Genomic DNA, 25,300 nt, shown 5'->3' with positions numbered 1-25,300 from the left:
AAGGAAACTTGTCGGTTCTGAGAGTGGAAGTAAGATTAGCGCATAGTGATTAGTTAAAAAGTGAGAATTTTTAAATTTTTTCTTTTTTGGGGTTGAAGCTGGTTCTTTTTCTCGTATCCTGTTCTTTTTGGTCGGCTAATATGCTTGTGATAATACTGTTTAAGCAGGCACTATTGTAATTTCTGGTTAGGGACTCGCTGGTTAAAAGCAATGTTTTGAAAGTTTAGGAGGCAAAGATAAAAATTAGATCTAAATACAAAATATTATCTATAGAATTAGTAGAGATTTAGTTGTAAATGAATTTTTTAGAGGGACAATTAAAACCAGGTAGCCAGGAGAATGAAATTGCCTGATAGGCCTAAGCGGAAATTAACGCCGGAAACTGGTTTTATTTACCGGTAATCCCAAAGACTGTTGGTTTGTACCAGATAGACTATTTGTTGACCTAGAGCCATACCAGAAGCTATTCGGATTATAAACCCGTTTAGCTTTGTTTCTTTCGCCAGATACCGCTTGTTCTCTATCATACCTGTAGACAGAAGCAGGCTGGTGGAATTGGGAAAGCTTATTATATTAATGTCGAGAGAAAAACACGGTAAGCGAGTAATCGGCTGCTTACCGGATTTCGGCGCGCCTGATCAAAATATCGGCAATATCGTCGCCGTCTTGCCGGTCTTTGTCCATGTCTATGATGCGGGTGCGGGCCCCTACGGATTTTAAAATAACTTGCATCCGCAAAGCTCCATCCCGGCCGGTTTGGTGCATATCCGGTATTATCAACACTTTACGGCCTTGTAATACCGCCGCGCGTTCTTTTTTTAAACTGACGGCCCCACCTGTAGCTAACCAAATAAAATCCGGGAAATGCACGTGCCCGATCAGGGCCGATTTTTCACTTTCGACCATGACTATTTTAGCGGTGGCGGGGTACTGCGCTAACTGAAATTCGCCGAACAAGCAATATTCGTAACCGGCCTGGTTCGTGAATACTAAAGGACTCGGTTTGCTTTTAGCTTCGTCTTCGCTGGCTTTTACGCGGTGGCCATCGGGTTTATAGTAAATACGCTTGGGTTTTCGATAATTTCCGGCTTTATCCTGGTACCAAAAAATGGTGCCTCCGGCTTTGGTAGTACCAATCGAAAAATACTGCAACAAATAATCGGCGGTAGTAGGATACCTGGCTTGCAGCCAAAGTGCAAAATTGTTGTGGTGATAACTTTTTAGCGTTTGCTTTACTAAACCCGTGGCAATTGTGCGGGCGAGTTTTGGGGAGGCGGAAATAAGAACCGGACCGGCTAAATTTTCCTTGGCAGCAGCGTTTGGAAAAAAACTTTGCCCGCAGCTGTGGCAATGCCCAAACGTCGGATCAGGTATTCCGTCCAGAATAATAGGAGAGAACTTGCCGTCCCGGTTATTTTTACCACAAGGGCAATGAGGAGCTACCCGAAACCGGTTAGACGCAACAAACTTGAAATGCATAAGCCACGCTATAGATTAGTAATTATAAGCAATTCTCCTGGCTTTGGCATCACCCATAAAAAAATTTAAAAAAACTAGTTAACAACAAGGTGCAACAGATTACCCGATATTTAACTGGCAGTAAAGCGGTTAATTTATTACATTTCAGATCTAAAGAATATTAAACACCTGTAAGATATGAAAGCAACAAAACCCGTAACCAGATGGCTCAGCGGATTACTTCTTTTGGTTCTTATCTCCTGGGCGCCTAAAGCAGAACTTAGTTCGGTAATAAATAACAAGGCACCGGGTAACGGGCGTTTTTTGTACGTTGCTGTGCCGGGTATCCGGGATTATTTGGGTTACGGAGGCCATGGTATTTTGGTATTTGATATAAATAATAATCACCAATTTGTAAAACGGATTAAAACCCGGGGCTTACGCGAGAACGGCCAACCGGCCAATGTAAAAGGGGTTGCCGTGAGTGTGCCGCTCCACAGCATTTACGTGAGCACCCTGCAATCGGTGCAGCGCATTGATTTAACTACCGATAAAATAGTGTGGGAAAAACCTTTTGTGGGTGGCGCCGACCGCATGGCTATTTCGCCGGATGGTAAAACCATGTACCTGCCCTCGTTGGAAAATACTTTCTGGAACGTGGTAGATTGTGAAACGGGAAATATTCTTAAGAAAATAGAAGTAGTGGGCCGGGCCCATAACACAATCTACGGACCGTCGGGCAAGTATGCGTACCTGGCCGATATTGCCTCGCCCTTGCTGCACGTGGCAGATACTAAAACCCACACCATCGTGAAAAAAGTAGGTCCGTTTGGCGCTGGCATCCGGCCGTTTACTATTAACAGCACCGAAACTTTAGCGTTTGTTACCGTAGATAGTTTGCTGGGCTTTGAAGTAGGCGACCTGAAAACTGGCAAATTACTCGAACGAAAAGTAGTAGAAGGCTGGAACAAAGGCCCGGTGCGGCGGCACGGCAATCCCAGTCACGGCATTGGTTTAACCCCCGACGAAAAAGAAGTGTGGCTCGCCGACGGCTTTAACATGCGGATGCACGTTTTTAACGCTACCCCACCTTACCAACAACTTACCACTATTCCTTTACAAGATATGCCCGGTTGGATCACTTTCAGCCTGGATGGTAAATACGCTTATCCATCCAGCGGCGAAGTAATCGACGTGAAAACCCGCAAGACCTTGTTTATTCTGCAAGACGAAAATTACAATAATGTAGCTAGCGAGAAAATGGTGGAAGTGCATTTCATAAACAACCAAGTGGTAAAAGCCGGCGATCAGTTTGGCCTAGGACGCGCCACTACCAAAAGTGCTGTTTTTTAAAATTTATCATTCCTATTGCTATACTGGATCGAAAATAAAAAAGCTAATTATACTGGATAGTAAATAATTGCTGCCACAGAAGGGGAGTTTACTACTTTTCCCAGCCTCTCTTTAGAGCCAGTTTCCGTCTCCATGCTCTGGCGCTCCACAGCTAAACGAGTATCAGTGGCTTGTAGCTTTGGCTTTTCTGACTCATCTTGTTAAAGAATGAGGAAAAGTAAGAATAAGATTTTATACGGGAACCAACGCCAAAGAACTTCATAACCAATAGTTATTTTGGGAAAATCTACTTACTATTTGGCATAAGATTATTACTCCCGCAAAACCGTTTAAGGCAGTAAAAATTTAAAAAATTATAAGTATTAAAAATACTGGGCTATCTTCTGTAATTCCGTTTCAATTTCTTTTTGCTTGTTTTCTCCGGCTAGCAGAAAGGAGTTTTTAGTAACGTTGAGCTGGTCTTTCGTCCGGTTTATATCTTGGGTAATTTGGTTTATCTCCGCTTTAAGAGCGTTTATGCGTTGGGTTAACGTTTGCAGCTCTTCGGCTTTTTTCTGAATAACCTGTTCTTTTTGTTTTACTTCTTTCAGGTATTGTTGCGCGTGTGCGCTTTGAAAGGAATTAAGATCGCGGCCGATTAAATTTAAATATTCCTGCCCCGTCGAGAGTAATTTTTCTTTGGTAAGGCCAGTGCTCTTCAATACGTTATAGGCTGTTTTATAACGCAAAGCTTCATCCTGAATATCGTCAATATCTACTTTGCTATCCACAAACTCTTTGTAATCGGTACCTTGGAATAAGGGGTGTTTCAGGTTTGCTTCATTTATCAAATTTTCAAAATACTGCTCATGTTCCGGTAACGGTGTAGCTATAGTGCCACCGGGCGCATAAGTAGGCGTTGGGGGCGTTGCCGGGGTATTATTGCTATTAATTAAAGGATGTTGTGCCGGTACATCTGCAACCGGGGCTGTTGGTTTTACCGGAGGCGGGGTGGCAGCAGGCGTTGGTACAGCTGGTTTAACAACTGGTGGTTTAGCAACTGGCGCCGGTGGGGTGTTTTCCGGCGCCGGCACTTTTTTCTGATCGTCCTCAAACTCCACGAAAGGCGTTAATAGCTGCTTCAAAAAACTCATAGTTAAATAATTATTTGTTTAAACTTAACAAGAAGCCAATGGTAAAATTAGCATCCCAGTCAAAAACAAAAGTATCGGTGTTCGTGGCGTCTACGATGCCTTTGTAAATATTCAAACCTGCGGCCATTTTTTTATCGGCGGCTTTATAATCACCCGGGTTTTTTAAAACCGTGTATCGTTCTTCGCCGTTTCGGTGCTGGTTAGCCAGGGTAAACGGAACGCCCCCCAGTACAAAACCAACATTCCGTTTGTTTTCGGGGATTTTACTTACCTGGGCTTTTACTGTGTTATACACTTGTTCATCGGAAGTACCTTTTTCGTAGTACTTAGCCCCGGGCAATTCAATGGATTTAAGGTCTCCGTTTTCTTCCCACGATATTTTGGTATTGCCCGAACCAATATCTACCAGAAAAGAATTATCCGCAAACGCGGGGGGTACCGTGGCCCGAAAACCAAATTTTCCTTCCTGCGCGGCGGTAACATTATTTACCACGTAGCCTACTTTTTTTAATTCGTTGCTGATGGTGCTTGTTTTTGGTTCTTTTTGCGCGCCGGAAGAAATAACAAAGTGCATGTTGTTTTTAGAAACGCCTTTATCAAACATGCTGGCCAAGTACTTTTTTAAACCGGTCCGAATATCTTCGGTGGTAGCTAAACCTTCGTAGGCTAGTGATTGTCCAAAATCTTTCGATACAATTTCCCAACGTTTTTGACTATCCATGTTGATTACAAACGAATTAAAACCGGTAGCGCCCACTTCTACTACGCCGCGCAAGGTTCCGTTTTCAGGTTTTTCGGGGGTGTAATTAAATTCCCGGTCTTCAGAGTTGGGGGGAGTGGTAGCCTTTTGGTTACCAGATGAGGTAGATGGGGTGGTGGCGGCCGTACCACTGTTTTCAACCGAATTATCGGCTGCGGGGGGAGTGGTGGCGATAGGGTTGGAATTCTCTTTCCGGATTTCTGATAAACGGGGACCAATGGCAAAATAAGCCAATACGCCTATTATTAAAAGAATTACGATTATACCGGCTGGTTTCAGTCTCATTTTAGCTGTAGGTTGATTAGCGTTAAGGTTTTGATTATTTTTTAAATTTTAATTATTTCGGAAGCTTTATTTACTTGTTCGCCATCGTTATTACCACTACCCGACCGCCTTCTTCTTTAGCTAATAGTAAGCGCTTGCCATCGGTAATATCTACCATGGTATTAACGGGAATTTCTTTGTCTTCGGTTAAGTCTTTTAAAGAAGTAAGTTTCTGATTAACGAATACCCACTTATTCTGGAAATAAGTAAAATAACCCACTGGTATTTTCTGCTCGGCGGTTAGTTTCTCGTTCCGGACAACATTGCGGTTAACGTGCCACTGAAACAAGTATTGATTATGGTATACCATTAAACGATGGTTTTCCGGTTTCCAAACGGTAGGTTTAAATTCGTAATACAAATCCAGTACCGGTAAAGTACCTGTTACCGGTGTACCGCAAAACGGACATTTCGGGGAAGCAGTATTATCAAAAACAAACCACTTTTGGTCGCACTGCAAATTGCTGCACGGCTGCATGAGATCGGTAGTTTTTAATAAGGCTTGCTCCCAGGTGTCGGCATTGGGCCGCAGGTTAGGATTATGCAATCCGGTAACAAAGGCCTGATCGAACAAGGTTTTCAGGTAAGGCCCGGTTAAGGTATAAGGCAGTTTGGTAACATCCGCCCAGGGCAATGCCCATTTGCTTACCTGGTCGATTTTAGGTCGGTTTGAGGTATCAGTGGGGTGCTCAATAAACAAAGCTTTTTCCCCCATCGAGAGCAAATCATCTTCTTCGGTGTCCAGGGAGTTGATTTTGCCGCCTTTTAAAGGGTGGCGGTAGAGCAGGTACAAATAAATCATCGTGGCCAAAGCGTGCAAATCGGTGGTCCGGTTCGCGTGTTTGCGGTTCGGGTCGCGCAGGTTCAGGTGCTTGGTAGCTAATACCTCGGGCGCAATAAAATCGGCGGTGCCAATTACATCCGGCGGGTATAGGCCCGGTACTACCAGCCCATCAATATCAATTATCGTGGCCGATTTACTTACCGGGTCGATTAATACGTTTTTGTAGGATAAATCGGAATGAGCTAAGCCGGCGGCGTGCAAGCGTTTTACCCCGCGCGCTATCCGGACGCAGATTTGAAAATAGCTGAGCCAGTTACCCAGTTCACTTTCATCGAGGCGTAAGGTAAATTGCTTGTGCCGGAACTTAGCCGAGGCAAACCACAACCCTTGCTTTTCTTTGCCTTTTATGCCTTCGCTGGTAGCGTAGCCTTTTTTAAAAAAAAAGTTTTTATGATAAGCCGGTACAACTAATCCGGTTTTTCCGGCCACTTCTACCATATCGGTGGGCCAGCAATACAGTTCTTTAAAATAATCGCCGCCCTCCCGGTTAAAAAAATTATCTTGATACTGGGTTACCAGTTTCTTCAGCCGCTCCCGCGAATTATAATCTTGCTTATCGCGGTAAAATGCCACCACATACGATTTATCCGGCCCAAAATAAACATCCTTCATGCCACCGCGCATGGGCTCGCCATTATCCACGTACGGGTAGGTTTTACCCGGATGAATCAGGGAAGGTGCCGTTTTTATGTTCGTACCCGGTCCGGGATTATTAGAAAAAGTGCCTATAATGCTCTGCACAGGTTATATTTTTTAATAAATGGTTAACCTTATATTGTCCCACTTGGAAGGCAGGGTCGTTAAATTCTAATTCTATCGCGAGCGTCTTTGCTCGTGAGTGTTATCGTCCGGTTTCTGGCCGGTGGAAATTTTACTCTTTATCTTCTAAGAAGCACTACTGGCTCGCTCGGCCAGAGGCCTCCTAAATATTCTGCACGAGCGAAGACGCTCGCGAAAGTAGTGTTTTTTAGAACTTATCATTCTCCTATCCCTTCTAAGAGGGGACTTTCGGATACTTGTAATCCCAAAAATTTAAAAAACAATGGCTAAAGTTCGGTCATCGTGGTTGCCGGGGCTCCAGAAATCCATCCATCCGGAAAATTGCGCTTCTATTTCGGGATTTTTGGGGTTTAATTCAACTTGTATTCCGGCCTCGTTTTGCCCATTTAAATCCCCGAGAAACTCCTGCCATTTTGTAATGTTGGGTAAATTGGCTTCCACCACAAATTTGGGATCGTAAATACCATCGGACATTAAGATTAAATACGAGAAATCCGGGATCAGTTTAAAACCAAACCGGGTCGCAAATTTATCGCTTTGGAAAACTTCCGGCATGGTAATAAACCGGGTGCCCCCGCCAAACTCGCCCACGTCAATCCAGTTCAGGAGCGTAACTTCTGAGGCGTCTTTGTTTATAACGGCCATCGGGCAATCGCCTACTCCAAACGATAGCAGTGCGTAACCCGTATCGTACTTTTTAAACAAAGCAAAAATTAAAGTGGCGCTTAAATCTTTAAGCGGAGCGCCAACGGTAGCCGCAAAAGCTTCGAGTTGTTTATGTACCTGAAAAGCCGCTTTGCCCAAATTATTATACACGAACCGGGTTAGTTCCTTTTGCGTAGCGTCGGTAGGATTGTTGGTATGTTGGAGCAGCAGTTCGTCAAAGGCCGTCATGCTTTCTACGGAAGCAGGATCTTTAAAATACTCCACGATGCCGTTGCAAGCCAACGCAGACCCTTTCCGGGAGAGTTTGGCACTACCAGCTCCGTCAGCTACTACCACAATGCTCCAACCATTGGCTAAATCGCTAAAAGCAAAATCATCTTCCCGAAAAGAACCCATATTGGCGTGCGAACGGCCTCTTTTGGAAGAAACCAAAATATGCCGGTCGTTGAGCGGGGCTAAAACCGTAACATTATCTGCCTTCCCGTACGGATCATTCGGGTCACTTTCCAGATTTTTCCATAAGCTTCTGGGATCCGGGTTAATAATCAGGGTTAGTAGCTTTTTATTTAAAGGAGCTTCTTCTGGTTGACCGGCTACTTTAAACTGAAAAGTTAGGGGTATATCGCCGCTTTGCGTGGGTACGCCGGCTATTTTTTTATTTTCCGGGTCGTATGTTAAGCCCACTGTTTCCAGGCCTTGTAATTCAAAAAAAGTAATATCCGTCCAGTTAAATTTTTCTAAATCAAATGCGGCCTCGTAGGGTTTCCCCACCGTGCCATTTACTACCCGAACAGGTTGTTGCAAAATTTCGGCTATTCGCTCGTCTAGTTGCCAGTTACGCATAAGCAGGTTTTGATTTTGAATGATGGCTTGGATCAGGGCTTGATTTTGCTCTTCCTGCAAAAACGTTTCGAACAAACCGGAGTGGTTAGCAGGCAGGCTGATGTTATTATTTTTAAAAATTTGCGTTACCAGCTGTTTAATTTCGCTTGCCGTAGCTTTTTTGCTGTTATTTTCCGAGTTCATGAATAATGGTAGGGCAATGGGTAAGTGTTTAAAAGCAGCTGTTTTATCTCCACCGAAAAACTTATATTCGCTCTTTTGCTAATAAAAACGAATGGTAGCCAGGAGCTCGGGTAAAAAGCGCCACCAGCAGAACTTTAGAACAGCAGTGCTGAATTTGCATTATTAAGTAACAATGTTTAACTCAGAAGGGGGTGGCGGTAACTCGCCCAACCCGGTTACTTCTTTGCCCGCGTCTTCTACTTTGGTTGATGTAACCCCAATGGAAGCACTTACCCAGGTAAAAAACTTCGCGATGCTCTGGCTGTCGGCGGTATCGAGGCTCACTACGTTTTCGGTAATTTGTTTAAGTAAGTTAGAATCGGCGGCACTGCCAGCCGCACACGCCACGGTGTAGGCAGTTTTGCGTTGCTTAAATTCGACTAAGCCGCTTTGCCAATCATCCGTCGGGATTCCGTCCGTCATAATAAATACCAAAGGTTTCCAGTCGCCTTTTTGCTCGGCGGTAGTTTTAGTTACTTCGCTATCGATGCAGGTAGCAACCAGCTTTAAAGCCTCGCCTAAACTGGTAGTGCCGGTTGCTTTAATATCTACCATTTGAAAAGAAGCTAAATCCGTGAGCGGTACCACTTGCTTGGCCGTACTATCGAAAGTAATAATACTTATAAAAGCGGTTTCAATAGCCTGCGGATTTTGGCGTAGCGAACTGATCATTACCTGCACGCCGTTTTTAACGGCCTCAATGGGTTCGCCGGTCATGGAGCCAGAGGTATCTAGTAATAAATAGACGGGTAATCTTCTCATAGTTTTCGTGTTTAGTAGCGTTGTATGGTTAAGGATGCCGTTGGTATATCAAAATTTAAAATTTTAGTTCTTGCCATACTCTGTTAAGTCAATAAAATTCTCAGCTTGGTAAAGCATAGATTTTAAGCAGTAGAATCTTACGTATTTTAAATTAGAATATTCAAGTATATACCACGGTAAACGTTCCCCTTAAACGTTCGTTGTTCTTCAAAGTTTAATTCGGTGGGGGTTAAATAGCCTTGGCGGTAGTAAAGAGTTCTAAACGGAAAAACTGGAAAATTTTGCAAGAATTTACTTTAACCTGGTTTTACTCGCTGATTACTTAAAACAAAGTCGGTTTAAAATTCAGAAAATAGGCTTTTTTTAAAAAAAGTTTAGAGGCAGGTATTAGGCGTACGCAGGTCCTGGATGGGGTTTATACCTTAAAATTATAAAGTTTTGTACAATTCGGCGTTGGCATTGAAAAAAACAAATGAACCTTAACTGCTAAATGCATGTAATAAAAGTATAACAACAATTTATGAATAACGGAACAGTAAAATTTTTTAATAACCTGAAGGGATTTGGGTTCATCAAAGAAACAAATTCAGATCAAGATTATTTTGTACACGTATCTGGTTTGCTCCAGGATATCCAGGAAAATGACCAGGTAACTTTTGACCTGCAAGAAGGTAAAAAAGGATTAAACGCCGTGAACGTGAAACTCGCTTAATTTGCTAGTTACCTAAATACCGAAAGCCTTACCTGCCGTAAGGCTTTTTTATTTTTACCAGTGGCCCGAATTGGCCCTATTTGTTTTAAGTTAATTTTTAAATTTTTACCATGAACCGAAAATATTTAGTGGATAAGACTACCCGCGAATACCTGTGCGTGGCGGTGCAAAAAGGCAAAGATTGGACTCCCAACAATCAAAAGTTTCTTGCCAATTTTATGAATACGCGTCCGCAGAAAAACGAGGATAACTTCGAATTACTTTCCGGCGAATACAACGACAACTCATTTTTCGAAAAGTATATCCGGAACGGTACCAATTTCGTGTTTCAATATTAATGAAGAACTCTTGCGTGACTACGGGTTAAGTATTTATCCGTAATAATTATGTAAGCAAGCTATACACCAGATAGCTTTTTAACGTAGAACCATCTAAAAATAAGAGATAATCAGGGTTATGGTAGAAAAACAAGAAATTTTAAATTTAGAAGATGTAAAGAAGGATATTTTAGAACTTTGTTTACAGCCGCAAAGCCGGGAAGATATTCTGAATTTCCTCCACCTGGATTGTACCTCGGGTAATTATTCGCGGTACATTGGGGCCTTACTTACTAACCGGTTTATCAAAACAAATTTACTCGACAAACGCCGGTCGCGCCAAGAGAAGTACATTGTTACCCAAAAAGGATTAAATTATTTAAAAGCCATTGCGTTTTAAGTAAGTTAAAAATTGCTTAAAAGACCATAATAAGTAGTTGTTCGTTTTTAGTTGTTCGTTGTTCGATCGTTAAGAATTTGATTATCAAATGCTTAAACTTGGGTTTTTATCAACTTAATTTTGTCCTGTTACTTAGAAGATAAAAGTGCTACTATTCTGATCTTATTTTGGAAAATTTTTTGGATATAAAAGAAACCGCTTCTTCTAGTATTGGGGAAGCGGTTTCTTTATGCAGGCGATATTTAAATTCTTAAACAACATTCTATAAATACTTTATACTAATTCTTACAGCTTAATTAGTAATAGTAGATGCTACCAGTAAACAGCATTAGTTTGGCTCCGGAAAGCATGCCCGTGTTATGGTGCGCAGCATTGCGAGGAGCGAGAAAAAAAGCTTAGATCACCCGTAAAAGCCATACGGAGCCAGCAAACGCGATACGAGGCAAACAAGATAGCACCAGAGCCCGCGGATACTGGTAAACACTCCAAAGAACTACAACACGATAGCCTGCCAGGTATAATACGAACACCTATTTTTTAAAAATATTAAACTTCGGCTAAATACTTATGCACAAAGCTGATGGCCATACTGCCTTCGCCTACGGCGGAGGCTACCCGGTTCATGGCGTTAGCCCGCACATCGCCGGCGGCAAAAATACCGTGAGCACTGGTTTCGAGTAAATACGGATCGCGTTGTAGTTTCCAGATTTTACCAAAGGCATGGTAACTTTTTACATCGCGGCCGGTTTCAATAAAGCCTTTATCGTTCCGAATAATTTCCTGACCAATCCAATCGGTGTAAGGCCGTGCGCCGATAAAAATATATAAAGCATCGGCTTGTTTGGTTTCACTTTCGTCGCTGTTTATCGGGCCAATTTTTACCTGCTCTAATTTGCCGTCGCCTAGGGCTTCTTTAATCTCGGTTTTACCTAATATTTGGATATTAGATGTTACGCTAATCTGGTCGATTAAATAGGACGACATGGAAGAAGTAAGATCTTCTTTGCGGATAACAATGTATACGTGGCGGGCAAATTTAGCCAGGTACATGGCCGCTTGTCCCGCCGAATTGCCGCCACCTACAATATACACTTCTTTGTCTTTGCAGGAGGCTGCTTCGGTCATGGCGGCCCCGTAGTAGATGCCGGCCCCGGTAAAATCTTCTACGCCCTTGGTTTCCAGTTTCCGGTAATCGACCCCCGTGGTAATTACCACCGTGCGGGTATTAATTTCTTCGCCGCCGTCCAGTACAATGCGTTTATACCCGTCTTTTTCGTGAATGGCTTTTACATCTTGGGGCGATAAAAACTCGGTACCAAAACGGGTGGCCTGGGTAATGGCCCGACGGGTAAGCTCCGAACCGCTTAAGCCCGAAGGGAAACCTAAGTAATTTTCGATGCGGGAGCTGGTGCCGGCCTGGCCACCCGGGGCGTACCGCTCAATGAGTAGAGTTTTTAAGCCTTCGGAAGCGCCGTACACCGAAGCCGCTAAACCGGCGGGACCGGCCCCAATAATCACGACATCGTACACGTCGTTTTTTAAAATAGGCGTTAAACCTACTTTGTCGGCTAATTCTCTTAGCGTAGGCGATTGGATAGAAGTACCATCTTCAAAGAAAACGGCCGGCAAATCTTTGGTTTTAATTTGGTTTATATCCACGTATTGTTTGGCTTCTTTACTTTTTTCTACGTCGAGCCATTGGTACGGAATGAGATTACCCGCCAAAAACTCTTTAATGGTATGCGACTTAGGCGAAAACTGGTAACCAATGAGTTTGATGCCTTTAAAATCGGGTTGGTAACTATGTTGCCACTCATCCAATAAATCATCAATTACCGGGAATAACTTGTCTTCGGGCGGGTCCCAGGGCTTCATTAAATAGTAATCTAAACGCACCTCGTTAATGGCTTTAATGGCGGCATCGGTATCGGAATACGCGGTAAGCAATACCCGTTTGGCTTCGGGATAAAACTCCGTGGCTTTTACTAAAAACGATACGCCGTCCATTTCGGGCATGCGCTGGTCCGCGATAAACAAGGCAATCGTTTCCCCTTTATTTTTGAGTTCCAGTAAACTATCCAGGGCTTCCTGCACCGAGGGCGTACTCAGGATTTTGTATTCTTTCCGGTACTGGGCTTTTAAATCACGGTTAAGAGCCCTTAAAACCTGGATGTCGTCATCGATTGAAAAGATAATAGGCTCGTTCATAATTTAAATAGTTGTAATTTATTTCCTGCTAATTGTCTATTTGATAAAGTATTTTTTAAAATTAAGTCTGGCCGTTCAGCGGAAAGTACACCATAAAGGAAGTTTTGCCCGGCACGGAATTTACTTTGATAGAACCATTATGTTGCTGCACAATCCGGGACACTACGTCCAGGCCTAAACCGGTACCTTTGCCTACATCTTTGGTGGTGAAGAATGGGTCAAAAATACGATTTTTAATTTCATCTGGTATGCCGGTGCCATTGTCGGAAATGCACACTTCTGCGAACTGGTTTACCCGTTTGGTTTTTATTTCTAAACGGCCTTTTTGAACGCCGTCCATGGCATCCAAGGCATTATCAATTAAGTTCGTCCAAACCTGGTTTAATTCGCCAATATAAGCTTCTACGGGTGGTAAAGCGGTATCGTATTCTTCTACTAACTCCACGTTGTTTTTTTAAGTTTATAACCCAACATGGTCAGCGTGTTTTTAATACCTCCGTGAATATCGGCGTATTCTTTATCGTGGTCGCGGTCCATGTGGGTAAAATTTTTAATGGCGGTTACCAGTTTTTCGATGCGCTGGGAGGCATCCTGCAGATCGTTCACCATTTTTTCGGTTACCAGGTTATTGTTAATCCAGTTTAACACCGGCGAAAGATAAGCAGGTGGCACTAACTCCGAGAATTCGTCCATATCGTTGCAGGTAAAGCCAAATTCAATAAAATTCTCCGCTAACTCTTGGCTGTTTTCTACGGCAAGCCCTTCCAGGCACTCGGCCAAATCATCTTCCAGGGCTGTACGTTGCATTAATGTTAGGATAGGCTTTTCCGGGCGGGCCAGCACGCTAAACATTTTATCGTTTACTTTATCTACATCATCGGCACTCATTTTAATAGCGATGACTTTTTTAAAGGTTTCGGGTACCAGTTGTAAATGTTTTTTTAAAGAAATAGAACCCCGTACAATGGCCGAGGCCGGATTATTTAACTCATGCGCCAAACCCGCCGATAATTTACCCAGCGCCATCATTTTTTCGTTTTGCTGCTGCATGGTCGTAAAATCCCGCACGCGGGAGGTCATGATATGCACCAGGGCCTGGGTAAGCTCGTAGTGCTGGATGATTAAATCCTTCATTTTCGCAACCGGGAAGGTCATGATCTGCAAAGCTTCGTCCACCTGGCCGTTGGCCGAGGATACGGTACCGCGCGAAAAAGGCAAGTAGCCCAGAATATCTTTCACTTCAAAATAACCGATTTTACGGGTATTGGTTTTTTGCTGCACAAACAAGCGGATGCGGCCTTTTACCACCACGTGGGTGCCGGTAATAGGTTCTCCGGTTTTAAAAAGAAAACTGTCTTCGGGGAATTCCTGATGCACGCTGTTATTTAGCCACCATTGCAATTGGTCGGCTGGAACATCTTTTAACGCATCAATGGATTGTAACCACTCGGTTGTAACTGTTTGCATAAGCAGAAGATTGTTTCGGGAAATATACCGGAATTTGCGAGATTATTTGCTAAATCACTGGCTGGGTAGACGGCAGTAACTAGAACAATTAGAACCCAAAATAGTTAAATCCGGAGCAATTCCGGTATTTTTTAAATCGGATTAGTAGGATAGAATAGTCTTAATCCGTAGAAGGGAAAAAAGCTTTCTTAGAAGATTATATGTTTATTGAAGCGACTGGGAAAGGACTGAAATATAAGTAAATGGACACAAGTAGTAAGACACAAGTATCAAGACAAAATAAAATATAATAACTTAAATATCAGTAATTTAACCTTGTATTTTCAATATTGGAATGTAGCTTTCAATTGGTCCTTTTACTTAGTTTTTACAAAAAAGTTATCCTGTGAACAGGCTACTAAGGCAGTAACTAAATACTATTGGGTATAACTACCACACACATTAGATACTTGCGCTGCACGGCTTATAGCATAAACCTAGCGTAAAGTGTTTGCTGCGGATAAGATTAGTTAAATTTCAAAAATAGACAACAAAAACAAACAAAAAGCCCTGCACCACAAATGAGCGGGTATTTTACACCAGAACTCTTGTTGTACAGGGCTTTTTTTAAATTTTAACTAAGCAGTGGCCGGCCTTATTTAAATAATCCGCCTAAAGCGCCACCTATGCCGCCACCGCCTAAGTTAGACAGCGAATGCGAAATACTATCTGGCGTAATGCTGGAGTCATTGGGGTCAGCGGCTTTGCTGGAAAATCTTTGAAGTAAGCCGGGCAACGCGGCCGCAATGGCACCCGTAGCCGCCGGGGGCAAACCAAACTTGCTGCCTAAGCTACTGGCCAGGCCCCCTTCAATAGCGCTGGTGATTGGGTTGCCCGAAGCTATTCCCCCTTGTAACATGGAAAGTAATCCGCCAACTCCACCTTGGGCAGTCGCTTGACTCGCTAAACCCTGGGTAACGTGGTGGGCAATTTCGTTGTGAACGGCATCTTCCTGGCCCGCGGGTATAGCCGCGGCTACTTGCGGATTGCTGCCCACCTGCTGTTTTACTAAATCTAAAATTTGATCGAACATAGTTTTATTCTTTGTTAGTGTTTAAACCAGTAAACGCACCTAAATGGAATTAGTTAGTTTTGGCAAATAATATGTAAATAGTAAATACCACGCAAGCCGTTCGTTCTTTCTACTTTTTAAGATTTTCTGGTTTTAGGTACTTATAAACCAATAAGCAGAAACTAGGCATGGTCAGTTAACCAATCCATCGCCTCATAGTGATGGTGGAAATTAGCAAATACCGAGGTGGAGTTATTTTGTTCTAAGAACTTTTGATAGATACCGGCCATTTGCGCGTCGTAGGTGGGAGCACCGGCCGACACGCGGGCAATTTTTTTTACGGCTGGTATGGGGAAATTTTCTGAAAAATACTTTTTAATCATTTCACCGTCTATTTGCGGACTGTTCTCTACCGCCACATTAGAGGCATCCAGTAAAATCAACTCTATTTCGTACTTATCAATTTCGGCAACTGTTTTTAACCACAGTAAAGCCAAGTCCTGCAGGTGTAAAATGCCCACCCATCTAATTTCGGCTAACTTTAGTGCCGGATGGTACTCCAATTCCATATTGTTGTGGGTGAAAATAAGCATACTGATCTTAATTTAGGCGCATTATGGTATCATCCGAGTATATTAGCTGGACTATTATGGTGCGGCCAAGCTATCTGGTATAAACATAAACAACCAATAAATTAGGAATCGTGGAAGTGAACTTTGTAGAATATTAATATACGATCTTTAAATTAGATAGTAGTTTAAAATTAAAAAAAATACAAAAAATTTTAGTTTTTTTTAAATTTTTAAATTTTGATTCCTTGAGGAGGGTTGATTTATTGAAAATTTAAAATTTTAAGATTACTTTCTTTTAATACCTCTCCGTACAGTAGTATTAAAGCAGCTTTTAAGTAAGATAAATATAAAAGCCAAATTCAGATTTTATTTATAGCCCATTACCCCTGGTTTTATGTAAAACCGATTAACTTATAAGTAAATGAACTTAACCTTGGTCTTTTCGAATGAGTACATTAAGCTGGAAGTAGATCAGGAGTTACGATTTTTGCAAACTACCTGGTTGCGGCAACCTACCAGTAGCCAATTTCGGGAGCAACTACAACAAGTAGTTGATTATGCCTTGGCTAATAACATAAACAAAGCGTTATTTAATGTGCGGCAGCGGGCTTATCTGGAAATGGCCGACCAGAATTGGCTGACGCGCGAGATAGTACCTTTATTTGCGCAGAAAAAAAGTGCGCTTTGCTTATGTAATCAGTCAAACTACTTTTGCGGCATTAGATGTTTTCCAGATTCAATTGGCGGTAGAAACAAACCCACCGGATAACAATCCGTTAGAAATAAAAACGTTTTTGAATAAAGAAGAAGTCTTAATGTGGCTCTTGCCTTGGAGTAATATTTACTTCTTTTCGTAAGCTCTTATTTTTTAAATTTTACTATAAATCTATTCGTGGTTTAAGTTATAATTTCAGGATGTTTACTAAAGTATGCTTCTAAAGATAAAGGCTTCTGTCCTGTAATTTGCGCTACCGCGGAGCTCACCGGTGCCACTTCGCCGGCCGCAATGGCCAGGTAAGAGCCAATCCAGGTGGCTACTTCCCAGGTGGGAGCGCCTAAGTCGTTGCGCCAGCGTATGCCCTGCGTAATGGTTTCCGGCTGGTAGCGGTACTCTTTTCCGGTTAGGTGGGTAAGTCGTTCGGCCGTTTGCGTTAGCGTCAGGGCTTCCGGCCCGGTCAAATCGTAGGTTCCCGAGTAAGCAAACGGGTCCCGCAGTACCTGAGCCACGGTGCGGGCTACATCTTCCCGGGCAATCCAGGCTACCTGCCCTTGTCCGCCTGGTCCTTTCATCAGGCGCTGCTCCCCGAACATCTCCGGAATTAAATCCATGTAAAAGCTATCGCGGAGTATGGTATAGGATAAGCCGCTTTGTTTAATAAATTCTTCCGTCTGATAATGGTCCTGGGACATGGGAAACTTACTCACCGGCGAAGCTCCCTGAAACGAAAGATAAACGATGTGCCGCACTCCGGCTAACACCGCCGCGCTTATGGCGTTTTTATGCAGCGATGCGCGAATACCCGGCGGCGCATAACCCGAAATCACAAAAGCAATGGCTATATCACGAAAAGCTTTTTCCAGGGCTGCCCGATCCTGATAGTCCCCAGCTACTTTTTCGGCCTGGGTAAAATGGGCTAATTTGTCGGGTTGGCGGCTCATTAACCGCAACGGTTGATTGGGTAAAAGTTCGGCAACGCGGTGGCCAATGTGGCCGGTAGCGCCCGTTATAAGAATTGTAGCTGCCATGCTTAATTGGTTAGTAAATCGAAGGAGTATACGGTAAGGTGCCGCCGGGCAGCTAAAAAGTAGAGGCTTTTAAGCAAACAGCTTTCGGTAAGGGGCCGTTATTTTTTCATGGGTTTAAACCGGAAGCTAGTAGATAACCTCAACGGCTTGTTCAAAATTTAAGAGTAACTGAAATCCTCCCTCCCGACCGTCGGCCAGAAAACAGTCGAAAGTAGCTTTTGTTTGCAGCAGGCATTAAGCAAATTAAAAAGTTACCAGCAAGCTATACAAAAGCGGACTTCTGTACCCGGGAGTATAGTTCTAGCTCGATTATCAATTCTTCTGCTATCTGAATCCTATCTTTGTTTTTTAAAGTTACTTGCAACGCTCTTTAGCTAAAAAGCGCTTTAGTGATTTTTAGGTGTGGTGTGCGCCCAGTATGGGCATCTGGTACTGAAAGGTACCAAATTATTCCAGAGGGTGCAAGACCCTTACAGGCGAGTTGGTGCAGCCTGTTAGTAAGCCGCAAGCTGGTTTATCGTGAGATAAGCAGGGAAGAAAGCGGGACTACAAAATCCGGTACTGACGAACAGAAAGTACATAAGAGGCCCATTAGTGCGGGTAAGCAAGCACCTCTTTGCAAAGCTCCTGACCAACAAGTACTAGTGGGTAGATGTACCAGGAATCGGAGGAAGGAATATGCTCTTACCTGGGGAGGTCTCTCGGCCACGGGTTGGTAAGAGAGAAGTCAGCAGAAGCCATAGTAGCCATCAGGAAACGAGCCGTAAGCGCTGCGGAGGTCTCACAAGATGACGAAGGGCCGAACGTGAAGTTGTTCCAAATGTGGTAAGGAGGCCTGGCCAGCCTTAGCGTAAGCGGAACAGGGATTACAGATAAAGTAGAAAGTAGGATGATTGAGAAAGTATTGCACCGGGGCAACCTGCTGCTAGCCTACCGGCAAGTGCAGGCTAACCAAGGGGCAGCCGGCGTAGACGGTATGTCCGTACTTGAACTAGCTGGGCATCTGCAAGTAAATCAGGAGGCCTTAGTTACGGCTATCCGGAGCAGCCAGTACTTTCCTCTACCCATCTTAGGGGTAGAAATACCTAAGAGCAACGGCCAGAAGCGCCGGTTAGGCATTCCTACCGTAACCGACCGGCTGCTACAACAAGCAGTCAACCAAGCCATAGCCCCGCTTTTCGAGCTGGAGTTCAAAGAGTACAGCTACGGCTTCCGGCCCAACCGCAACGCCCATCAGGCGGTGTGGCAAGCCCAGAAGAACATTAATGAAGGCTATCAGCATATTGTCGATATGGACCTGAAAAGCTTCTTTGATGAAGTAGAGCACTGCCTGCTCCTGCAACTGGTATACCAGAAAGTAAAATGCCCGCTCACGCTGCGCCTGATCCGCAAATGGCTTCGGGCCCCTATCCTTATTGGGGGAAAGTTAACCAAACGCCGGAAAGGGGTACCACAGGGCAGTCCGTTGAGTCCGCTGCTCTCCAATATTCTGCTTCACGAGCTGGATAAAGAGTTGGAAAAGCAAGGCTTGCGGTACGTGCGCTATGCCGATGACTTTAGTGTTTATACCAAAAGTGAGTCGGAGGCCCGGCAGGTGGGCAACAACCTTTTCCTGTTCCTGAAGAATAAGCTAAGGCTACCCATCAACCGGGAAAAGAGCGGCATTAGACGACCCGTAGATTTTCAGATACTAGGCTACCGGTTTGTACCCACTTACCGGAAAGGGGAGAAAGGTAAATACCAGTTGGTGGTAGCAGAAAAGGCTTGGGCCAGGCTGAAGCAGAACCTGAAAGGGATTACCCGCAAGACCACGCCCAGTGCCTTTGAGCAGCGCGTTCAGCAACTCAAGGAAGTGCAGCGAGGCTGGGTAAACTACTTTCGTCTAGCCAGCATTCAGGGGAAGTTAAAGCAAGTGGATAGTTGGCTCAGAAACCGGCTGCGCCATTGCATCTGGCACGACTGGAAGAAACCCGAGCGGAAAAGAAAGAACCTGATCCGATTAGGCGTCTCAAAAGGGGAAGCCTATGCCTGGAGCCAGACCCGGAAAGGGGGCTGGGCAGTAGCGCAAAGCCCCATCCTGGTGACCACTATCACGCTGAAACGGTTGGTCAAGAAAGGTTATGAATCGTTGTTCGATTACTACAAACAAGTAGCCCCCCAACTTAACGAACCGCTGTATACGAGACCCGTACGTACAGTGGTGTGAGAGGCGCTCCCCATCAGCCAACACTGGTGGGGCCGTCTACTCGATTGGGCGGAGTAATTATTTTTATTCTTTTATTTAATCAATTGTAGAATTATTCCTATGCTTTAAAATTCTGTCCCTTATATTTTTAAATATGATTAAGAAGAAAGGTATAACAATTAGTAGCCACAAAGAAATTTGATAGAGGGGAAACTGAATACTTGATAGCCATTGATAATATGAGATAAGGATTGCTATCAAACATATTAAATAACTAAATAAGTCAACAAGAATATACCTTTTGGGATTAAAAAGCATTATTGCATAAGCTAATCCTGCTACACTGTAATATCCTACTAATATAAAGCCACTTAAAACTATTCCTAAAAAATCATCTCCGCTCATACATGTTTATTATTAGTAAGTATCCTATATTCATCTTCTAATCCTGACTCTTTCTATTACGCCCAACTAACGGATAAACGGAGTTGTTCCGGTTATCTGCACTATAGATGGAGGAATGATTATCTAAATTTTAAAAAAAATTATTTTCCTGACTGTGTTTGTATTAGAAAGTGAATATATATACAATGTTTTAATATACAATGTTATATTTTAGCCAGTAGGTACCAGATTTTAAAGGGTTACCATTAGTAGTCCAGTGAAATGTTTTTAGGCCATATGGATTGTAGCGTAACAATTCGTGAGTGGTACTACGGATTTATACCCTGAATCGGGTTGATGGACAGGGAAGGCATGGTGCCGGTTTCGATAGTTAAAACGCAAAAAGCGGCGAACTTTTTCAGTAACCCGCCGCTTTTTAAAATTTGATCGTTTTTTTCCAGTGTTACTTCCATCCTCCGCCCAAGGCGGCGTATAATTCGGTAACCGCATCGAGTCGTTGTTTTTTAATTGTTGCCAAAGTTAGTTCGCTTTGCAGTACATTACTTTGCGCGGTAATTACTTCCAGGTAATTGGCCAGGCCGCTTTTAAATAACTGATTAGCGTTGGTGGTAGCTTGCCGGAGGGTTTGTACGCGTTGGTTGGCGGTAGCTTCCTGCGCCTTCAGTTTTTCAATTTTTATTAAAGCATTCGAGGTTTCACCGACCGCCGTTAGTACCGATTGCCGGAATTGCATTACGGCTTTGTCGCGCTCTACTTTCGCAATTTCGTAATTGGTTTTTAAGCGCCGCGACTGCAGAACCGGTTGTAAAACGCTGCCGCCCACGATACCGAACAAAGAAGCCGGCACGTTAAACCAGTTGCTGCTGCTAAAAGAATTAATGCCGCCGGTGGCCGTAATGCGTAAAGCCGGGTACAGGCTGGCTTTGGTAATGCCCAACTGCGCATTAGCTACCGTTAAGGCTAACTCGTTACTTTTTACATCGGGCCGGCGGCTCACCAAGGCCGAGGGAATGCCGGACGAGAGTTCTTCCGGGAAAACTAGCTGATCCAAGCTTACCTGGCGTTCCACATGGTCGGGCAATTCGCCGGATAAAATTTTAATCAGGTTTTCCTGGGTGGTAATATTTTGTTCGAACTGCGGAATTAACTGCGAAGCGGCTTGTAACTGGGCTTCGGCTTGCTGCACGGCCAACGCCGTAACCTGCCCGGCCCGGTATTGCAGGCGAATAATGGCCAGGGTACTATCGTTTAAGGACCTGTTCCGCTGCGCAATTCTTAACTGGGCATCCAGCATCAGTAAATTATAAAAACCCTTCGAAACCGCGGCTACAATATTCGTCTGGATGGCTTTGCGGGCCTCCTGGGTTTGCAAGTAAGTTCCTAAAGCGCTTTTTTGCTGATTCCGAATTTTTCCCCAAATATCGGCTTCCCAAGACAAACCCAGGCTGGTGGTATAATCGTTAATGTGCCGGGTACCCAAATCAAACTGACTTAAATTTAAACCGGTTACACTGTTGTCGGAGGGCCGGTTGGTGCTGGTGCTTACCTGCAAATTTATGTCCGGCACGTAATTCCATTTGCTTTGTCGCAGGCGCAGATTAGCCGCTTCTATGTTTTTTACCGCCACCTGCATGTCGTAATTTTTGGCAATGGCACTGTCAATTAATCGTTGTAAAGTAGCCTCCGTAAAAAAGTTTTTCCATTTTATATCCGCAATGCTTTTGGATGCGTTTACCGGTGCGTTGCGAAACTGCTCTGGTATTATGGCCAATGAATTATTTTTATCTTCGGAAACTTTACAGGCCGCTACCACCAGCATTACCAGCAGGTAAGTCCAGCCTATCCTATATGTTCTCATGTTATTTTTTTAAATTTTGTGAAAGCCTGCCGCATTAATTTTTAACTGTTTGTAATGAGCCGAGCTTTATGTGTTCCTTGGTTTGTTCGGGTAAGATGGTAAGGGGTTTGCCGGTAATTTTTTCCTGCAAATGCTGGAACAAGACAAACAATACCGGAATAATTAATAAGCCCAGAATAACCCCGGAAAGCATACCGCCCGCCGCGCCGATACTAATGGAGTGGTTACCTTGCGCCGAGGGCCCGGAGGCAAACATCATCGGAATCAAACCCACGATAAAGGCCAAGGATGTCATAATAATGGGCCGCAATCGTAAACGGCTGGCTTCCAGGGCCGCTTTTACTAAGGATAAGCCGGCCTGTCGCCGCTGTAAGGCAAATTCTACAATCAAGATGGCGTTTTTAGCCAGTAAACCCACGAGCATAATTAAGGCTACCTGTACGTAAATGTTGTTGGTAATTCCGGTTAACCCGATAGCCGCAAATACGCCGAATATACCGGTCGGGATGGAAAGTATTACGGAAAAAGGTAAGAGGTAACTTTCGTATTGGGCCGAAAGCAAGAAGTACACAAAAATAAGACACAGAATAAACACGATCGCGGATTGCCCGCCCGAGGAAATCTCTTCGCGGGTCTGTCCCGAAAATTCATAGGCATAGCCGTTCGGTAATTGCTTTTCGGCTACTCGCCGGATGGCGCCAATGGCATCGCCAGAGCTGAAGCCGGGTTTTGGTATAGCGTTTATCTGAATAGAATTAAATAAATTATAGCGCGAAGCATTTTCGGAACCATACACCCGGTTTAATTTCACCAAAGTATTCAGCGGTACCATCTCGCCGGTATTATTTTTTACAAAAACCTGGTCAATCGCCGAAGGATCAGACCGGTTTTGTTTATCGGCTTGTACCAGTACCCGGTAATACTTCCCGAAGCGGTTAAAATCCGAAGCCTGGGCGCTGCCAAAATAAGCCTGCATGGTTTCCAGAACATCTTTCAGTTTTACGCCTAACTGGTCGGCTTTCTTTTCGTCCACTTCCAGTTCAAACTGCGGATAATCCGCTTTAAAAGCCGTAAAGGCAAACGCGATTTCGGGTTGTTTCATTAACTCGCCAATAAAATTCTGAGAAATACCGCTAAACTTATCCAAGGGGCCGCCGGTCTTGTCTTGCAACACCAAGTCCAAGGCGTCTACGTTGCTAAAACCCGGCACCGTAGGGAAGGTAAAGACGAAAAAATCGGCTCCTTTAATGGCGGAAAGTTTTTGCCGTACTTCATTCATAATCGCATTAATATCTTTTACTTGTCCTCTTTCCTCGGTCGGTTTTAATAACACGAAGGCAATACCGGATGATGGACTCGAAGATTGCGTCAGAATATTAAATCCGGATAAGCCCATCAGGTATTTTTTAGATTCCATCGTGCCCAGTAACTTTTCTTGTTGCGCCATTACTTTGGTAGTGCGCTCCAAGGAAGCGCCCGAAGGCATGGTTAAGGAAATCGCAATAAAGCCCTGGTCTTCGGAAGGAATAAAGCCGGTCGGGGTGCGGCTCATCATCCAGGCGGTGCTCAGGGTAACCACCACCAAACCGCCCAGAGCCAGCCATTTGGTGCGCAGTAAAAACCGGATGCTGCCCACGTACCGTTGCGTAAACGCCTCAAAGCCCGTGTTAAAACCGGCAAAGAACCGCGCTTGAAAACTCTTTCGTGTTTGCCCATTTACGGCACTAGCATGATTATTTTTTAAAAAAAGAGCCGTTAACGCCGGCGTAAGCGTTAAAGCATTTACTGCCGAAATCACAATGGCAATGGCCAGGGTGTAGGCAAACTGCCGGTAGAATACGCCCGTCGAACCTTCCAGGAAACCAACCGGTAAAAATACCGCCGACATCACCAGGGTAATGGAAATAAGCGCGCCGGTAATTTCCGACATAGCTTCCACAGTGGCGGCTTTCGGGGCCAGGTGTTTCGTTTCCATTTTGGCGTGCACGGCCTCCACCACCACAATGGCGTCGTCCACTACAATCCCGATGGCCAGTACCAAAGCAAACAAGGTGAGCAGGTTAATGGAGAAGCCGAATAGCTGCATAAAAAAGAAGGTACCCACAATAGCCACCGGCACCGCAATGGCCGGAATTAACGTAGAACGCCAATCCTGCAGAAACAGGAAAACCACGATAAATACCAGAATAAAAGCTTCCAGCAAAGTTTGCTGTACTTGCTTAATAGATAAGTCCAGCGAAATTTTAGTATTGTAGAGTGTCAGGTATTTTACATTTTTTGGAAAATCGCGGGAAGCTTTTGCCATTAGCTCGGCTACGGCAATTTGGATTTCGTTGGAGTTAGAACCCGATAATTGCTGCACCGCGATGTTGATTCCGGGCTTGCCATTCACGCGGGTAAAATTACCGTAACTAAAAGCCCCAAATTCCAGGCGGGCTACATCTTTCAAACGCAACACCGAACCATCGGCATTCGACCGGATGGCAATGTTTTCGTATTGGCTGGTTTGGGTTAATTTGCCTTTGTACTTAATCACGTATTCAAACGATTCTGCGCTGCTTTCCCCGAACTTGCCGGGAGCGGCTTCCAGGTTTTTATCCCGGATGGCGGCCATTACTTCCTGCGGCGTTACCTGGTAAGTAGCCATTTGGGCCGGGTTCAACCACACGCGCATGGAGTAATCTTTATTACCTCCAAATATTATAGATTGGGCTACGCCGGGAATCCGCTTAATTTCCGGAATAATGTTGATTTGGGCGTAGTTGGCCAGAAATGTCTGGTCGTAGGTACTGGCATCTTCCGAATACATATCTACCACCATAATTAAGCTGTTTTGCTGCTTGGAAGTGGTAATACCTTGTTGAATCACCTCGGCGGGCAATTGACTGGTAGCTTGCGCTACCCGGTTTTGCACGTCCACGGCGGCCTGGTCGGGGTCGGTGCCGAGTTTAAAATAAACCGTGATGATGAGCGAACCATCGTTGCTGGCGGTAGAACTCATGTAGGTCATGTTTTCCACCCCGTTGATCGATTCTTCCAGCGAAGGCGCCACGGAACGTAATACGGTTTCCGCGTTGGCCCCCGGGTAATTCGCGACTACCTGCACGGCCGGTGGGGCGATGTCGGGGAACTGCTGCAGGGGTAACCGGTATAATCCCAGAATACCCAATAGCACCATAATTACCGAGATTACGGTAGCTAAAACAGGTCGGTCAATAAATTTTTTAAGCATGA

Annotated in this window: 23 protein-coding genes; 6 read left to right on the top strand and 17 right to left on the bottom strand. The window is 44.3% G+C overall.

The window, feature by feature from the left end:
• Positions 1 to 392: 392 nt before the first annotated feature.
• Positions 393 to 527: a hypothetical protein gene (locus tag AHMF7616_RS27480; protein ID WP_262511720.1), complete on the bottom strand. Its 135-nt coding sequence runs from the start codon at positions 525 to 527 to the stop codon at positions 393 to 395.
• An 88-nt stretch (positions 528 to 615) separates the two neighbouring features.
• On the bottom strand, positions 616 to 1,479 hold the full coding sequence (locus AHMF7616_RS10725; protein WP_115372883.1) for a DUF6371 domain-containing protein: 864 nt from the start codon (positions 1,477 to 1,479) through the stop codon (positions 616 to 618).
• Positions 1,480 to 1,656: 177 nt separating this feature from the next.
• On the opposite strand from AHMF7616_RS10725, the gene AHMF7616_RS10720 reads away from it, so the two are divergent.
• Entirely contained in the window at positions 1,657 to 2,811 is a 1,155-nt protein-coding gene (locus tag AHMF7616_RS10720) for a YncE family protein (RefSeq protein ID WP_115372882.1), read from the top strand.
• 362 nt (positions 2,812 to 3,173) lie between these two features.
• On the opposite strand, the gene AHMF7616_RS10715 is transcribed toward AHMF7616_RS10720, so the two are convergent.
• From AHMF7616_RS10715 to AHMF7616_RS10695, 5 genes are all read right to left on the bottom strand, one after another.
• The gene (locus AHMF7616_RS10715) at positions 3,174 to 3,935 is read right to left on the bottom strand and encodes a hypothetical protein (RefSeq protein WP_233507480.1); all 762 of its coding nucleotides are present in this window, start codon (positions 3,933 to 3,935) and stop codon (positions 3,174 to 3,176) included.
• 19 nt (positions 3,936 to 3,954) lie between these two features.
• Positions 3,955 to 4,989 (bottom strand): hypothetical protein, encoded by a 1,035-nt coding sequence (locus AHMF7616_RS10710; RefSeq protein WP_115372880.1) that lies wholly within the window; start codon positions 4,987 to 4,989, stop codon positions 3,955 to 3,957.
• Positions 4,990 to 5,059: 70 nt separating this feature from the next.
• Positions 5,060 to 6,613: a helix-hairpin-helix domain-containing protein gene (locus tag AHMF7616_RS10705; protein WP_199474171.1), complete on the bottom strand. Its 1,554-nt coding sequence runs from the start codon at positions 6,611 to 6,613 to the stop codon at positions 5,060 to 5,062.
• Positions 6,614 to 6,904: 291 nt separating this feature from the next.
• Positions 6,905 to 8,344 carry a PP2C family serine/threonine-protein phosphatase gene (locus AHMF7616_RS10700; protein WP_115372879.1) on the bottom strand — a complete coding sequence of 480 codons (1,440 nt, stop codon included), beginning with the start codon at positions 8,342 to 8,344 and terminating at the stop codon, positions 6,905 to 6,907.
• A 162-nt stretch (positions 8,345 to 8,506) separates the two neighbouring features.
• Positions 8,507 to 9,145, bottom strand: coding sequence for a vWA domain-containing protein (locus tag AHMF7616_RS10695; RefSeq protein ID WP_115372878.1), 639 nt, complete (start codon positions 9,143 to 9,145; stop codon positions 8,507 to 8,509).
• 520 nt (positions 9,146 to 9,665) lie between these two features.
• Here AHMF7616_RS10695 and AHMF7616_RS10690 point away from each other — a divergent pair.
• The 3 genes from AHMF7616_RS10690 (at position 9,666) to AHMF7616_RS10680 (ending at position 10,574) form a co-directional block, all read left to right on the top strand.
• Positions 9,666 to 9,857 (top strand): cold-shock protein, encoded by a 192-nt coding sequence (locus AHMF7616_RS10690; protein ID WP_115372877.1) that lies wholly within the window; start codon positions 9,666 to 9,668, stop codon positions 9,855 to 9,857.
• 110 nt (positions 9,858 to 9,967) lie between these two features.
• Positions 9,968 to 10,195, top strand: coding sequence for a hypothetical protein (locus AHMF7616_RS10685; RefSeq protein WP_115372876.1), 228 nt, complete (start codon positions 9,968 to 9,970; stop codon positions 10,193 to 10,195).
• A gap of 118 nt (positions 10,196 to 10,313) precedes the next feature.
• A complete protein-coding gene (locus AHMF7616_RS10680; RefSeq protein ID WP_115372875.1) occupies positions 10,314 to 10,574 on the top strand; it encodes a hypothetical protein in 261 nt (86 codons plus the stop codon).
• 546 nt (positions 10,575 to 11,120) lie between these two features.
• Here the strand turns inward: AHMF7616_RS10680 and AHMF7616_RS10675 are convergent.
• The 5 genes from AHMF7616_RS10675 to AHMF7616_RS10660 form a co-directional block, all read right to left on the bottom strand.
• Positions 11,121 to 12,782, bottom strand: coding sequence for an NAD(P)/FAD-dependent oxidoreductase (locus AHMF7616_RS10675; RefSeq protein WP_115372874.1), 1,662 nt, complete (start codon positions 12,780 to 12,782; stop codon positions 11,121 to 11,123).
• A gap of 61 nt (positions 12,783 to 12,843) precedes the next feature.
• Positions 12,844 to 13,227, bottom strand: a complete 384-nt coding sequence (locus AHMF7616_RS27100) for a sensor histidine kinase (RefSeq protein WP_233507478.1) — start codon at positions 13,225 to 13,227, stop codon at positions 12,844 to 12,846.
• Positions 13,218 to 14,249 (bottom strand): cyclic nucleotide-binding domain-containing protein, encoded by a 1,032-nt coding sequence (locus AHMF7616_RS10670; RefSeq protein ID WP_233507475.1) that lies wholly within the window; start codon positions 14,247 to 14,249, stop codon positions 13,218 to 13,220. Before AHMF7616_RS10670 ends, AHMF7616_RS27100 begins: the two co-directional genes overlap by 10 nt.
• A 634-nt stretch (positions 14,250 to 14,883) precedes the next feature.
• Positions 14,884 to 15,321 (bottom strand): hypothetical protein, encoded by a 438-nt coding sequence (locus AHMF7616_RS10665; protein ID WP_115372873.1) that lies wholly within the window; start codon positions 15,319 to 15,321, stop codon positions 14,884 to 14,886.
• Positions 15,322 to 15,482: 161 nt separating this feature from the next.
• On the bottom strand, positions 15,483 to 15,893 hold the full coding sequence (locus AHMF7616_RS10660) for a hypothetical protein (RefSeq protein WP_158546141.1): 411 nt from the start codon (positions 15,891 to 15,893) through the stop codon (positions 15,483 to 15,485).
• A 400-nt stretch (positions 15,894 to 16,293) separates the two neighbouring features.
• On the opposite strand from AHMF7616_RS10660, the gene AHMF7616_RS10655 reads away from it, so the two are divergent.
• Positions 16,294 to 16,641 carry a hypothetical protein gene (locus AHMF7616_RS10655; RefSeq protein WP_115372871.1) on the top strand — a complete coding sequence of 116 codons (348 nt, stop codon included), beginning with the start codon at positions 16,294 to 16,296 and terminating at the stop codon, positions 16,639 to 16,641.
• A gap of 128 nt (positions 16,642 to 16,769) precedes the next feature.
• On the opposite strand, the gene AHMF7616_RS10650 is transcribed toward AHMF7616_RS10655, so the two are convergent.
• Positions 16,770 to 17,618, bottom strand: coding sequence for an SDR family oxidoreductase (locus AHMF7616_RS10650; RefSeq protein WP_115372870.1), 849 nt, complete (start codon positions 17,616 to 17,618; stop codon positions 16,770 to 16,772).
• Positions 17,619 to 18,507: 889 nt separating this feature from the next.
• Here AHMF7616_RS10650 and ltrA point away from each other — a divergent pair.
• Entirely contained in the window at positions 18,508 to 19,824 is a 1,317-nt protein-coding gene (gene ltrA, locus AHMF7616_RS10645; RefSeq protein WP_115372869.1) for a group II intron reverse transcriptase/maturase, read from the top strand.
• Between the two features lie 75 nt (positions 19,825 to 19,899).
• On the opposite strand, the gene AHMF7616_RS26180 is transcribed toward ltrA, so the two are convergent.
• The 4 genes from AHMF7616_RS26180 to AHMF7616_RS10635 all read right to left on the bottom strand — a co-directional run bounded on the left by AHMF7616_RS26180 (position 19,900) and on the right by AHMF7616_RS10635 (position 25,298).
• Positions 19,900 to 20,208: a hypothetical protein gene (locus AHMF7616_RS26180; RefSeq protein WP_147275660.1), complete on the bottom strand. Its 309-nt coding sequence runs from the start codon at positions 20,206 to 20,208 to the stop codon at positions 19,900 to 19,902.
• Between the two features lie 308 nt (positions 20,209 to 20,516).
• Positions 20,517 to 20,660, bottom strand: coding sequence for a hypothetical protein (locus AHMF7616_RS26375; RefSeq protein WP_158546140.1), 144 nt, complete (start codon positions 20,658 to 20,660; stop codon positions 20,517 to 20,519).
• On the bottom strand, positions 20,651 to 22,066 hold the full coding sequence (locus AHMF7616_RS10640) for an efflux transporter outer membrane subunit (protein ID WP_115372868.1): 1,416 nt from the start codon (positions 22,064 to 22,066) through the stop codon (positions 20,651 to 20,653). The genes AHMF7616_RS26375 and AHMF7616_RS10640 overlap by 10 nt, the downstream gene beginning before the upstream one ends.
• 34 nt (positions 22,067 to 22,100) lie before the next feature.
• On the bottom strand, positions 22,101 to 25,298 hold the full coding sequence (locus tag AHMF7616_RS10635) for an efflux RND transporter permease subunit (protein ID WP_115372867.1): 3,198 nt from the start codon (positions 25,296 to 25,298) through the stop codon (positions 22,101 to 22,103).
• Positions 25,299 to 25,300: the final 2 nt, after the last annotated feature.

Source organism: Adhaeribacter pallidiroseus (assembly GCF_003340495.1).
Classification (GTDB): Bacteria; Bacteroidota; Bacteroidia; order Cytophagales; family Hymenobacteraceae; genus Adhaeribacter; species Adhaeribacter pallidiroseus.
Note: the sequence above shows the minus strand (reverse complement) of the source record. Positions and strands in the feature narration are given on the sequence as shown.

What these genes read in the sequence shown, in the direction of transcription:
- AHMF7616_RS27480 (WP_262511720.1), bottom strand. Translation starts at nt 527, where the DNA reads ATGATAGAGAACAAGCGGTATCTGGCGAAAGAAACAAAGCTAAACGGG.
- AHMF7616_RS10725 (WP_115372883.1), bottom strand. Translation starts at nt 1,479, where the DNA reads ATGCATTTCAAGTTTGTTGCGTCTAACCGGTTTCGGGTAGCTCCTCAT.
- AHMF7616_RS10720 (WP_115372882.1), top strand. Translation starts at nt 1,657, where the DNA reads ATGAAAGCAACAAAACCCGTAACCAGATGGCTCAGCGGATTACTTCTT.
- AHMF7616_RS10710 (WP_115372880.1), bottom strand. Translation starts at nt 4,989, where the DNA reads ATGAGACTGAAACCAGCCGGTATAATCGTAATTCTTTTAATAATAGGC.
- AHMF7616_RS10700 (WP_115372879.1), bottom strand. Translation starts at nt 8,344, where the DNA reads ATGAACTCGGAAAATAACAGCAAAAAAGCTACGGCAAGCGAAATTAAA.
- AHMF7616_RS10695 (WP_115372878.1), bottom strand. Translation starts at nt 9,145, where the DNA reads ATGAGAAGATTACCCGTCTATTTATTACTAGATACCTCTGGCTCCATG.
- AHMF7616_RS10690 (WP_115372877.1), top strand. Translation starts at nt 9,666, where the DNA reads ATGAATAACGGAACAGTAAAATTTTTTAATAACCTGAAGGGATTTGGG.
- AHMF7616_RS10685 (WP_115372876.1), top strand. Translation starts at nt 9,968, where the DNA reads ATGAACCGAAAATATTTAGTGGATAAGACTACCCGCGAATACCTGTGC.
- AHMF7616_RS10680 (WP_115372875.1), top strand. Translation starts at nt 10,314, where the DNA reads ATGGTAGAAAAACAAGAAATTTTAAATTTAGAAGATGTAAAGAAGGAT.
- AHMF7616_RS10675 (WP_115372874.1), bottom strand. Translation starts at nt 12,782, where the DNA reads ATGAACGAGCCTATTATCTTTTCAATCGATGACGACATCCAGGTTTTA.
- AHMF7616_RS10670 (WP_233507475.1), bottom strand. Translation starts at nt 14,249, where the DNA reads ATGCAAACAGTTACAACCGAGTGGTTACAATCCATTGATGCGTTAAAA.
- AHMF7616_RS10665 (WP_115372873.1), bottom strand. Translation starts at nt 15,321, where the DNA reads ATGTTCGATCAAATTTTAGATTTAGTAAAACAGCAGGTGGGCAGCAAT.
- AHMF7616_RS10660 (WP_158546141.1), bottom strand. Translation starts at nt 15,893, where the DNA reads ATGCTTATTTTCACCCACAACAATATGGAATTGGAGTACCATCCGGCA.
- AHMF7616_RS10655 (WP_115372871.1), top strand. Translation starts at nt 16,294, where the DNA reads ATGAACTTAACCTTGGTCTTTTCGAATGAGTACATTAAGCTGGAAGTA.
- AHMF7616_RS10650 (WP_115372870.1), bottom strand. Translation starts at nt 17,618, where the DNA reads ATGGCAGCTACAATTCTTATAACGGGCGCTACCGGCCACATTGGCCAC.
- ltrA (WP_115372869.1), top strand. Translation starts at nt 18,508, where the DNA reads ATGATTGAGAAAGTATTGCACCGGGGCAACCTGCTGCTAGCCTACCGG.
- AHMF7616_RS26180 (WP_147275660.1), bottom strand. Translation starts at nt 20,208, where the DNA reads ATGAGCGGAGATGATTTTTTAGGAATAGTTTTAAGTGGCTTTATATTA.
- AHMF7616_RS26375 (WP_158546140.1), bottom strand. Translation starts at nt 20,660, where the DNA reads ATGGAAGTAACACTGGAAAAAAACGATCAAATTTTAAAAAGCGGCGGG.
- AHMF7616_RS10640 (WP_115372868.1), bottom strand. Translation starts at nt 22,066, where the DNA reads ATGAGAACATATAGGATAGGCTGGACTTACCTGCTGGTAATGCTGGTG.
- AHMF7616_RS10635 (WP_115372867.1), bottom strand. Translation starts at nt 25,298, where the DNA reads ATGCTTAAAAAATTTATTGACCGACCTGTTTTAGCTACCGTAATCTCG.